Below are 10,890 nucleotides of genomic sequence, written 5' to 3' on the forward strand. Positions count from 1 at the left end.
AGACAGGTGCCGGCGAGACCGGCCGGTCCCAACCGGGGGACACGGGTGCCGGCGAGACCGGTCGCTCCGGCGAGGCCGGTGGGACCAGCGTGGCGCGGCCGGCCGTGGGCGGCGCAGTCGCGGCCGGACGTACCCCTCGCTCGTCGGGCCGCGCCGGGGCGGCCGCCGGTCGCTCGTCGGGCCGTACCGGTCGGTCGTCGGGCCGGGACGGCGTGGCCGGCGGCCGTTCGGGCCGGGCGGTCGGCCGCGACGCGACGCCCGGGTCGGCGCCACGGTACGGGTCCGTGGTGCGGTACGGCTCCGGGCCACGGTGCGGCTCGGTGCGGTGCGGGTCTGACGTGCGGTGCGGGTCTGCGGTGCGGGGCGGCTCGGGGCGGTGGCCCGGCTCGCGGGCCCGGTCCGGGCTGCGGTCCTGGCGCACCGGACCCGGCGGTGGCCAGGGCAGACTGTCGCCCGACCGTTGGCCCGGCTGCGGCCGGGGCTCGCGGTACGCGTCCTCACGAGGCGCGTTCTCGCGGTACCCGTTCTCGGGGTACGCGTCCGGGCGGGCCTGTTCGCGGGGTCGCCGGTCCGGGTACGCCTCGGCGCGTGCTGCCGCCTCACGGGGCTGCTGCCAGTGCGGGTCGGTGTCGGGGCGACGCCGGTCGTCGTCGAGGCGGGACTGGCCGGGCAGGTCCGCCTCGGGTCGACGCCGTCGTCCACCGTTGGCTGCGGGAGCTGCGCCCGTCCCCTCGTCCGCGCGGTAGCGCGAGTCGGTCCCCTCGTCCGCGCGGTAGCGCGAGTCTGGGCGGCGCAGGTCGTCGGCGGCCCGGTCCGGGTACCCGTCGGCGCGGTAGCGGGGACGGCCTTCAACGGGTGCCCACGGGTCGACAGCGTCGGCGCTGCGGCCGTCGTGGTCACGGGTGGGTCGGACGCCGTACCCGTCGCCGGGGTGTCGTTCGTAACCGGCGGCCGGTCGTTCCGGTGTGCCGCGTCGACGTGGCGCGTCGTCCGGCTCGGGCACCCAGCCGGGTTCGGGCCGGGGCGCCGGGGAGACCGGCGGTGTGCCCCGGTAGCCACGGTCCCGCTCGGTGGGCTCCTGCCGGGGGCGGCGGCTGTCGTACCGCTCCGGGGTGGGCTGGTCGCGGTGCCAGGCGGCTTCCCGCGCGGGTCCCCGTTCGTCGGCGGGGCGTCGATCGGACCAGGCGGTGCGCCGGTCCGACTCGGGGGAGCGGCGTTCCTCGCGGCGGGGTGGCTCGGGCAGCGGTCGACGGTACGGCTCGTGGTCGTAGTGGCGGGAGTCGGCGCTGTCGGGCCGCCCGTACGCCGAGCGCTCGTCGTCGCGGAGTCGGCCGTAGGCCGGTGCCCCGTCCGGCTCGTCGTCCACCCAGGACCGGCCGTGGGGTGGCTGTTCCGCCGGTGGTTCGTCGGACCACGACCGGCCGAGGTAGGTGCCGTCCGGGCGGGTGGGCGCGAGCGGCGGCACCTCGGCGCGGCCGGACACCGTCGCCCGCCCACGGGGTGGCGGCTGGTGCGGCATGCCGATGTCGCCGGGGTAGCGCTGGCCGGGAAACTGGGGGTGCCACTCGGTGGTCGGTTCGATCACCCAGGCCGGTTCGTTCGGGTCTGGCCACCGGTCGGTGTAGCGGCCGTTCATCCGGCGAGCCCGTCGCCACACCCGGCCGCCGGGCCGATCCTCGCCGGGAGTGAGCTGTCCGCAGCCGCCGCCGGGTGACCGCTGGGCGTCCGGTCGCCGCCTGCCACGCCCCGGTGGCCGGCTCGCGTCCGCTCGCTCACGCGTTGTCACCTCGTTGCAAATTGTCGCGCTGGGGCCGCACGAGCCGGTCAGGTCGCCGCTCCGGCAGGCCGTGGCTGCGGATGGAGGGTAACGGCGTGGGCTCGCTCACCGCCACTGTGGCGCCGCCCACCGGCGCAAACGTTATCCCATTGGTTTCGGACATTTGGGCCTATAACCGAATCTGGTCTCCGACCCTACCGCACTCGACGACCACCCGGCTCCGGCGGGAGTCACCGCAGCGGGTCAGGGATGTTCCATGATGAGGACGGCGAACGTGCCGGCGGCGAGCGCCTCGTAGTGGTGCGGGGCGTCGCCGGGGAACGTGGCGTAGTCGCCGGGGTCGAGTTCGACCGAGGCGCCCTCGGGCCCCACCCGCAGTCGACCGGCGGCGACCACCACGTGCTCGATGCTGCGCGGGGTGTGTCCCTGGCCGGTTCGGATCGCCCCTGGTTCCAGCCGGATCAGGTAGACGTCTCGGCGCAGGTGCGCCGTACCGGCACTGAGCAGCGTTCCGCTGAAGTCGGCCTGCTCGGAGCGGACGTGCGACCCGTCTCCCGCCCGGATGACCCGTACGACGTCGTCCACCGGCTCCACCAGCCGGCTGAACGGCACGCCGAGGGCGACGCCCAGGGACCAGAGTGTCTCCACGCTCGGGTTGCCGCTGCCCGACTCCAGTTGGGAGAGGGTGGACTTGGCCACCCCCGCCCGGCGGGCCAGTTCGGTGAGCGAGATGCCGACCCGTTCCCGTTCCCGGCGCAGGGCGGCGGCGATGGTGGCCAGCGGGGCAGCCGGTTCCGGAGGCATGCCTTCGCTCCATGGGTTCGAACGTTCGCTCTGGCGAACAACGGCAACCCGTTCAGCATGATGAACGCACCGCAGGATCCGCGCAGATACGGCGAAACTGCCGCCTCGAAGATGTCTGAGGCGGCAGTTTCGCCGATATCGCGCGGAGCTGGGGCGGCGGGGTCAGACCTTGTCGCCCAGCTTGACCTGGGGCGCCGGAGCGCGCATCCGGCGGAAGGTGATCGACCGCATGACCGCGTAGAGGTAGAGCGAGCCCATCCGCTGGTCGGACTTCGGGAAGCGCTCCCGGATCAGCTTGCTGATCTTGCGGCAGATCAGCACCGAGTCGATGACCACGCCCAGCGCCAGCGCGCCCCCGAGCAGGGTGGAGATCAACCGGACCGGCGCCGGCATGGCCGCGTTCGACCCGATCAGCACGTACGCCGGGAGTCGACCACGTTGCGGGCCAGCAGCCGTTCCGGGCCACGGTCGCGGGGGCCACCCTCACGGCGGAACTCCGCTGCGGCCTCAGCGCGCAGTTGGCGGCGACGCTCCCGCTCCTCCTCCTTGGTGAGGGGGCGGCTCGGACCGGCCGGGCGGCGGCCGACGGTTGGCCGCTTGGGCGTCTCCCGACCCTTGGCCGGGGTCGCCCAGCTTCGGCGCGCGGGCGTCGGTGACCTCGTACTCGCCACCGACCGAACGGAAGATGTTCAGGAAGGTCATCATGTCGGCCTGCTGTGCGCCCAGCACCTCGACGTGACCACGGGTCGCCAGGGCGGCGGCCGCCCAGCTCGCCGCCTCGATCCGGTCCGGGATCGGCCGGTGGGTGTAGCCGTGCAGCTTGGGCACGCCCTGAATCTCGATCACCCGGTCGGTGTGGACCTTGATGATCGCGCCCATCTTCTGCAGGATGCAGATCAGGTCGATGATCTCCGGCTCCACCGCGGCGTTACGCAGCTCGGTGACGCCCTCGGCCATCACGGCGGTCAGCAGCACCTGCTCGGTGGCGCCGACGCTCGGGTACGGCAGGGCGAACTTGGTGCCGTGCAGCCCGTTCGGCGCGGACAGGTGCAAGCCCTCCGGCCGCTTGTCGACGGTGGCGCCGAATTCCCGCAGCGCCTGGAGGTGGAAGTCGATCGGGCGCGGGCCGATGTGGCAGCCGCCGAGATCCGGGATGAACGCGTGTCCGAGACGGTGCAGCAGCGGGCCGCAGAACAGGATCGGAATCCGGCTGGAACCGGCGTGCACGTTGATCTGGTCGGTGCTCGCGCTCTCCACGTTCGCCGGGTCGAAGACCAGCTCGCCGTCCTCGGTGCCGTCGGTGACCTTGACGCCGTGCAGGCCGAGCAGACCTCGCACCACCTCGACATCGCGGATCTTGGGCACGTCGAACAGCCGACTCGGGCTGTCGCCGAGCAACGCGGCGACCATCGCCTTCGATACCAGGTTCTTCGCGCCGCGCACGCGGATCCGCCCCTCGAGCGGAGTGCCTCCGTGCACAACCAGGACGTCGTCGGTCAACGCAACCTCCAGCGCGTCGGTGCTGCCGTGTTGATGGTGGGGCGCCTGAACGTTGTCGCTACCCCGGATGCGGCCATATCCAAACGGCCCGCGTGTGTCGTCGCTTGGGCAGCATAGCCCTCGGTGACGAAAAAGGACTCGGTCACATCGGCGTGTGTGGCATTAATCGGTGATCCGGCACTTTTGCGTACCAAGGACGCTACGGATCGTGATCAGGACACCGCCGGCGGAGGAGTGTCCGCGCCGGGCAGGGCGAGCATCTGATCCAGCGCGACCCGGGCGTGGTGCGCGGTGTCGGCGTCCACCGTGATCTGGTTGACGACCCGGCCCGCGACCAGCTCCTCCAGGGCCCAGACCAGGTGCGGCAGGTCGATCCGGTTCATCGTCGAGCAGTAGCAGACGGCCTTGTCCAGGAACATGATCTGCTTGTCCGGGTGCGCCAACGCGAGCCGGCGGACCAGGTTCAGCTCGGTGCCGAGCGCCCACGCCGAGCCCGCCGGAGCCGCCTCGATCGTCTTGATGATGTATTCGGTGGAGCCGACGTAGTCAGCGGCAGTGACCACCTCGTGCCGGCACTCCGGGTGGACCAGGACGTTGACCCCGGGCACCCGCTCCCGCACGTCGTTGACGCTGTCCAGCGTGAACCGGCCGTGCACCGAGCAGTGCCCCCGCCAGAGGATCATCTTGGCGTCGCGCAGCTGCTCCGGGGTGAGCCCACCACCGGGCTTGTGCGGGTCGTAGAGCACGCAGTCGTCCAGCGACAGGCCCATCTCCAGCACCGCCGTGTTACGGCCCAGGTGCTGATCCGGCAGGAAGAGCACCTTCGACCCCTGCTCGAAGGCCCAGTCCAGGGCGCGCTTGGCATTGGACGAGGTGCAGACCACCCCGCCGTTGCGGCCCACGAAACCCTTGATGTCGGCCGACGAGTTCATGTACGTCACCGGCACGGTGTCACCCGCGATGCCCAGCTCGGTCAGCGTGTCCCAGGCGGCCTCCACCTGACCCAGGACCGCCATGTCCGCCATCGAGCAACCCGCCGCCAGGTCGGGCAGGATCACCCGCTGGCTGTCGGTGGTGAGGATGTCGGCGCTCTCGGCCATGAAGTGCACGCCGCAGAAGACGATGTACTCGGCGTCCGGGCGGGCCGCGGCCTCCCGCGCCAGCTTGAACGAGTCGCCGGTCACGTCGGCGAACTGGATCACCTCGTCGCGCTGGTAGTGGTGCCCCAGCACGAAGACCTTGCTGCCCAGCTTCGCCTTCGCGGCGGTGGCTCGGGCCACCAGATCCGGATCGCTGGGCGCCGGCAGGTCGCCCGGACACTCGACGCCGCGCTCGGTGTCGGGGTCGCTGCCCCGGCCGAGCAGCAGCAGAGCCGTCGCCGTGTTGGAGGGTTCCACCCAGGTCGAAGTCACGTAATCCATGCTCCCACAGCGCGGGCGCGACGCAGCTTCGCTCGGTGTGGGCTGCCACACTGCTCGGCATGCGCGTGCTGCTCTGCCCGGACAAGTTCGCCGGCACCCTGTCCGCACCGGAGGTGGCCGCCGCCGTCGCCGACGGTTGGCGCACCGTCACCGACGGAGACGATCTGCTGATCCGGCCGCTCGCCGACGGCGGGCCAGGCTTCGTGGAGGTGCTCGCCGAAGCCCACGGCGGTCGGCGGGTGCCGGTGTCGACGGTCGACCCGCTGGGCCGGCCGGCGGCCGGTGAGATCCTGCTCACCGCCGACGGCGCGACCGCCTATCTGGAGAGCGCGCAGGCGTGCGGGCTGCACCTGCTCTCGGCAGCCGAACGCGACCCGAAGACCACCACCTCGTACGGGCTGGGTCTGTTGGTGGCCGCAGCGGTGGAGAGTGGTGCCCGCACCGTGGTGATCGGGCTGGGCGGCTCCGGCACCAACGACGCCGGTGCCGGAATGCTCGCCGCGCTGGGCGTGACACCGCTCGACCCGGGCGGTGCCGCGCTGCCGTACGGCGGGGCGGCGCTCGCCGCCGTCGACGCGCTGGACGGCGCGCCCCGGCTGCGCGGCGTCCGACTGGTCGCCGCCACCGACGTGGACAACCCCCTGCTCGGCCTGCACGGGGCCAGCAACGTGTTCGGCCCGCAGAAGGGCGCCGACCGCGGTGACGTGCTGCTACTCGACGCGGCACTGGAGCGTTTCGCGGCGGTGCTGGAACGCGACCTGGCCGGTTGCCCGACGGGGCTCGGCACGCTGCCCGGAGGCGGGGCCGCCGGCGGGATCGGCGCGGCGCTGCTCGCCCTGGGCGGCACCTGCGAGTCGGGGATCGGCCTGGTCACCCGGGCCACCCGGCTCGACGCCGCACTGGACACCGTCGACCTGGTGGTCACCGGTGAGGGGTCGTTCGACCACCAGTCGCTGCGCGGCAAGGTCGTCGCCGGGGTGGCCGGCGCCGCCCGCGACCGGGGAGTTCCCTGCGTGGTGGTGGCCGGGCAGGTGAGCACCGGCCGGCGGGAGGCCGCCTCGGCCGGGGTGACCGACGCGTACAGCCTGGTCGAGCACTTCGGTGGCGAGGAGGGCGGCGGGCTCGACGCCGCGCTCAGCCGACCCGCGGACGGGCTGCGCGAACTGGGCGCCCGGCTGGCCCGGCAGTGGAGCCGCTGAGCGCTCCGGCCGCCTGACGAGTGGGTCCACCTGCGGTGGGCGTCACGCCACGCGGGTGCACCCGGCCGAGGCGGCGTACGATCGGCGGAGGACCACAACCGGGAATCACTGGACGGCGCGCGACGTTGGCCAGTGCGTCCGGACCCAAACCGCGCAGGGAGACTTCCACGTGACCACGCCAGCGCAGACCGAGTCGACCGAGGCCCAGGCCCCTACTTCCGTCGTCCTCACCGACGTCGCGGCGCAGAAGGTCAAGGCCCTGATCGAGCAGGAGGGCCGCGACGACCTGCGGCTCCGCGTCGCCGTGCAGCCGGGCGGCTGCTCCGGCCTGCGGTACCAGCTTTTCTTCGACGAGCGTTCGCTCGACGGTGATGTCGTGACCGACTTCGGTGGTGTCGAGGTCGTCGTCGACCGGATGAGCGCCCCGTACCTTTCCGGCGCGACGATCGACTTCGCCGACCGGATCGACGCCCAGGGCTTCACCATCGACAACCCCAACGCGGGCAGCTCCTGCGCCTGCGGTGACTCGTTCAACTGAGTCACACCCCACACACCAGCGACGATGGGGCCGTTCTCCGGAACGGCCCCATCGTCGTACCGGTCGGGGGTCGCACCGTCTGGGAGCGGTCCCGAAGGGGACCGTGGCGGGCTGGTTGCCGTTGTCCGACCGAGCGGTGACCATCGGGTTGCCGTGCCGGTAGGCTGACCGCGCCCTGCTCCCGACCCCGAGGGTTGACATGAAGATCGCCGTCACCGGCTCGATCGCCACCGATCACCTGATGAGCTTCCCCGGTCGCTTCGCCGACCAGCTCATCGCCGATCAGCTGCACAAGGTGTCCCTCTCCTTCCTGGTGGACGACCTGGTGCTCCGCCGCGGTGGCGTGGCGGCGAACATCTCCTTCGGGATGGGCCAGCTCGGCCTGCGCCCGGTGCTGCTCGGCGCGGTCGGCGCCGACTTCGCCGACTACCGCTCCTGGCTGGAGCGCCACGGCGTGGACTGCGACTCGGTGCACGTCAGCGAGGTGGCGCACACCGCCCGTTTCGTCTGCACCACCGACACCGACATGTGCCAGATCGCGTCGTTCTACGCCGGTGCGATGAGCGAGGCCCGCAACATCGAGCTGGCGCCGGTCGCGGAACGGCTCAACGGTCTGGATCTGGTGCTGGTCGGCGCCAACGACCCGGAGGCGATGCTGCGGCACTCGGCCGAGTGCCGCACCCGCGGGTACGCCTTCGCCGCCGACCCGTCGCAGCAGCTCGCCCGGATGGGCGGCGAGGACGTGGTGGCGCTGATCGAGGGCGCCGAGTACCTGATGACCAACGACTACGAGAAGTCGCTGCTGCAGAGCAAGGCGCAGCTGAGCGACGACCAACTGCTGGACCTGGTCAAGGTACGGGTCACCACGCTCGGCAAGCACGGTGTGGAGATCGCCGGGCGGGGCATCGACCCGATCCACGTACCGATCGCGCGGGAGATCCGGGCGGTCGACCCGACCGGCGTCGGCGACGGCTTCCGGGCCGGCTTCTTCACCGCGCTCTCCTGGGGCGTTGGCCTGGAACGCGCCGCCCAGGTCGGCTCTCTGCTGGCCACGCTGGTCCTGGAAACCGTCGGCACCCAGGAGTACGACGTCCGCCGCGACCTGTTCGTCAAGCGCCTCGCCGAGTCCTACGGCGACACCGCAGCCGACGAGATCCGCCCCCACCTCCTCCCGTAACCCCCCCGGCCCCGCCCTGCCCTACCCCGCCCCCGCGATCTTGCACTTTCTGTTGCCGTCTCGCGGCTCATGCGCCCTTTTGTCCCCGCAGAAACCGCAAGATCGCGGGGCGGAGGGGGTCGTGGGGGACGGGGGTGGGCTGTGGGGTGGGTCAGTGGGTGCGGCGGACGTCGTAGGCGGGGCCGTCGGGGCCGGTGATGGCGCCGAGGAACTCCTGGCCGCGCATCCGGCACCAGGCGGGGATGTCCACCGCCGCGGCCGGGTCGTCGGCGAGCACCCTCACCACCGCGCCCACCGGCACCTCGGGCATGCGTCGCGCCGCCGCGATCACCGGCAGCGGACAGCGTTGACCCCGGCAGTCGATCACCTCGTCCGGCATCGTCACAGCCCCACCACCCCGGCCTCCGCGCGCAGCCCCGCGACGATGTTCGGCAACTCGGTCAGGAACCGCTCCACGTCCGCCTCGGTCGTCTCCCGGTGCAGGCTGACCCGCACGTTGCCGTGCGACAGCACCCCCATCGCCTCCAGCACGTGCGACGGCCGCAGGGTGGACGAGGTGCACGACGACCCCGACGACACGGCGAAACCCCGCCGGTCCAGGGCGTGCAGCAGCGCCTCGCCGTCGACGTACAGGCAGGAGAAGGTCACCAGGTGGGGGAGCCGGAGCACCGGGTCGCCGACCACCTCCACGTCGGGCACCTCCGCCGCGACCCGCTCCCGGATCCGGTCCACCAGCGGCGCCAGCCGGGTCGCCTCGGCCGCCGCGTCGGCCGCCGCCGCCCGCAGGCTCGCCGCCGCCGCCACGACCGCGGGCAGGTTCACCACCCCGGGGGTACGTCCGCTCTCCCGCTCGTCCGCCGGCCAGGGTGACTCCCAGCGGGTGCCCTTGCGGACCGCCAGCACCCCCACCCCGGGTGGCCCGCCCCACTTGTGGGCGCTCGCCGTGAGCACCGACCAGCCGGCCGGCACCGGCACCCGACCCACCGACTGCGCCGCGTCCACGTACAGCGGCACCCCCACGTCGGCGCACGCGGCCGCCGCCTCCGCGACCGGCTGCACGGTCCCCACCTCGTGACTGGCGGTGATCAACGCGGCCAGCGCGACCCCCGGGGCCCGCACGGCGGACGACCAGGCGGTCAGGTCCAGCCGCCCCGACCGGTCGACCGGCACCGCGCTGGCGGTCCCGCCCGCGCCGACGTGCCGCTCCGCCGCGTGCAGCACCGCCGAGTGCTCGATCGCCGAGTGCACCAGCGTCGACCCGACCCGGTGCCGCCCCGCAAGGCCCCCGAGCACCGCGCCGTGGGCCGCTGTCGTACCGCTGGGGGTGAAGGACACCTCGTCGGCGCGGACGCCGAGCGTCGACGCGGTGGCCTCGCGCGCGGCGTCGAGCAGTTGTCGGGCCCGGCGGGCCTGCGTGTACAGCTTGCCCGGGTCGGCCCAGCCGTCGTCGAGCGCGGCCAGCAACGCCTGCCGCGCGACCGGATGCATCGGCGCGGCGGTCGCCGCGTCCAGGTAGACCGGGGATGCGCTCACGGTGCCACCTTTCGTTCGCGGCTGCGGGGCTCGCAACCCCGGCTCACTCCTCGCGCTCACAGGTCGGTCTTCGTTCGCGGCTGCGGGGCTCGCAACCCCGGCTCACTCCTCGCGCTCACAGGCCCGACGGTATCGCGGCGGTATGCCTAGGTTCCCCCCGATGGGGGGCGGACAGTGACCCCACCACGGCCGAGTCCGTCATGGTCGAGTAATCTGCGACCGTCGGTGACGCCTTTGCCGTCGGTGCCGAGGAAAGACGCACCGCGGCGCGCTAGGGAGGCAGGACCAGGTGGTCGCAAGGAGTTCGGAGGTACGGCCGTCGGCCGTACGGCACAGCGCTTCCCCAGGGGCCGGTGGGCGCCGGCGGCGCGGTGCTGGTCGGCTGGCCGGGCTCGGTCTCAGTGGCGTCGCGCTGCTGGTCCTGCTCACGGGCTGTGACGTTGGAGCGGCGTTCGACGGCTTCGGCTGGCCGCAGGGGGGCATCTCGGCCGAGTCGCGGCGGATGTACGACCTGTGGATCGCCTCCTGCATCGCCGCCCTCGCGGTCGGTGTCTTCGTGTGGGGTCTGATCTTCTGGTGTGTCGTGCGCTACCGCAAGCGCGGCAACGCGCTGCCGGTGCAGACCCGCTACAACATGCCGATGGAGTTCCTCTACACCATCGCGCCGATTCTGATCGTCTCCGTGCTCTTCTACTACACGGCGATCGTGCAGACCGACGTGGACAAGCTGTCGAAGAACCCGGACGTCACGGTCGAGGTCGTCGCGTTCAAGTGGAACTGGCAGTTCAACTACCGCGACGGGCAGGGCCCGGACGCCAAGACCACCGCGTCGACGCTCGGCACCAGTGAGGTCATTCCGGTGCTGGTGCTGCCGACCGACCGGTCCATCCGGTTCGAGGAGACCAGCCGCGACGTCATCCACTCGTTCTGGGTGCCGGAGC

At 72.6% G+C, this 10,890-nt stretch carries 8 protein-coding genes and 3 pseudogenes; 4 read left to right on the forward strand and 7 right to left on the reverse strand.

Annotation, left to right across the window (positions count from 1 at the left end):
• The 5 genes and pseudogenes from KBX53_RS10115 to nadA form a co-directional block, all read right to left on the reverse strand.
• Window positions 1-1,636 (reverse strand): annotated as a pseudogene (locus KBX53_RS10115) (hypothetical protein); the annotation flags it as partial.
• A 384-nt stretch (window positions 1,637-2,020) separates the two neighbouring features.
• Window positions 2,021-2,581, reverse strand: a complete 561-nt coding sequence (locus KBX53_RS10120) for a helix-turn-helix domain-containing protein (protein WP_030337974.1) — start codon at window positions 2,579-2,581, stop codon at window positions 2,021-2,023.
• 162 nt (window positions 2,582-2,743) lie between these two features.
• Window positions 2,744-3,207, reverse strand: a pseudogene (locus KBX53_RS10125) (DUF3043 domain-containing protein); the annotation flags it as partial.
• Window positions 3,197-4,081 (reverse strand): annotated as a pseudogene (locus KBX53_RS10130) (UDP-N-acetylglucosamine 1-carboxyvinyltransferase); the annotation flags it as partial. The pseudogenes KBX53_RS10125 and KBX53_RS10130, both read right to left, overlap by 11 nt.
• 212 nt (window positions 4,082-4,293) lie before the next feature.
• Complete coding sequence (gene nadA / locus KBX53_RS10135; protein ID WP_210858810.1) at window positions 4,294-5,493, reverse strand: quinolinate synthase NadA; 1,200 nt, start codon at window positions 5,491-5,493, stop codon at window positions 4,294-4,296.
• Window positions 5,494-5,561: 68 nt separating this feature from the next.
• On the opposite strand from nadA, the gene KBX53_RS10140 reads away from it, so the two are divergent.
• The 3 genes from KBX53_RS10140 to KBX53_RS10150 all read left to right on the forward strand — a co-directional run bounded on the left by KBX53_RS10140 (window position 5,562) and on the right by KBX53_RS10150 (window position 8,416).
• Entirely contained in the window at window positions 5,562-6,701 is a 1,140-nt protein-coding gene (locus KBX53_RS10140) for a glycerate kinase (RefSeq protein ID WP_210858814.1), read from the forward strand.
• 169 nt (window positions 6,702-6,870) lie between these two features.
• Window positions 6,871-7,239, forward strand: coding sequence for an iron-sulfur cluster insertion protein ErpA (erpA, locus tag KBX53_RS10145; protein ID WP_030337969.1), 369 nt, complete (start codon window positions 6,871-6,873; stop codon window positions 7,237-7,239).
• A 199-nt stretch (window positions 7,240-7,438) separates the two neighbouring features.
• Window positions 7,439-8,416: a carbohydrate kinase family protein gene (locus tag KBX53_RS10150; RefSeq protein ID WP_030337968.1), complete on the forward strand. Its 978-nt coding sequence runs from the start codon at window positions 7,439-7,441 to the stop codon at window positions 8,414-8,416.
• Window positions 8,417-8,567: 151 nt separating this feature from the next.
• Here the strand turns inward: KBX53_RS10150 and KBX53_RS10155 are convergent, their stop codons facing one another.
• Together KBX53_RS10155 and KBX53_RS10160 are read right to left on the reverse strand one after the other, a co-directional pair.
• Window positions 8,568-8,801: a sulfurtransferase TusA family protein gene (locus tag KBX53_RS10155; protein WP_030337751.1), complete on the reverse strand. Its 234-nt coding sequence runs from the start codon at window positions 8,799-8,801 to the stop codon at window positions 8,568-8,570.
• Entirely contained in the window at window positions 8,798-9,949 is a 1,152-nt protein-coding gene (locus tag KBX53_RS10160; RefSeq protein WP_210858812.1) for an aminotransferase class V-fold PLP-dependent enzyme, read from the reverse strand. Before KBX53_RS10160 ends, KBX53_RS10155 begins: the two co-directional genes overlap by 4 nt.
• A 289-nt stretch (window positions 9,950-10,238) precedes the next feature.
• Between KBX53_RS10160 and KBX53_RS10165 the strand changes: the two genes are divergently transcribed.
• Window positions 10,239-10,890 (forward strand): cytochrome c oxidase subunit II (locus KBX53_RS10165; RefSeq protein WP_210858813.1); only part of this gene is annotated, 652 nt, incomplete at its 3' end.

Source organism: Micromonospora sp. M51, from assembly GCF_018070305.1.
Taxonomy (GTDB): Bacteria; Actinomycetota; Actinomycetes; order Mycobacteriales; family Micromonosporaceae; genus Micromonospora; species Micromonospora parva.

Excerpts from the sequence above, each read along its gene's own strand:
- KBX53_RS10150 (WP_030337968.1), top strand. The coding sequence starts at position 7,439 with ATGAAGATCGCCGTCACCGGCTCGATCGCCACCGATCACCTGATGAGC.
- KBX53_RS10120 (WP_030337974.1), bottom strand. The coding sequence starts at position 2,581 with ATGCCTCCGGAACCGGCTGCCCCGCTGGCCACCATCGCCGCCGCCCTG.
- KBX53_RS10140 (WP_210858814.1), top strand. The coding sequence starts at position 5,562 with ATGCGCGTGCTGCTCTGCCCGGACAAGTTCGCCGGCACCCTGTCCGCA.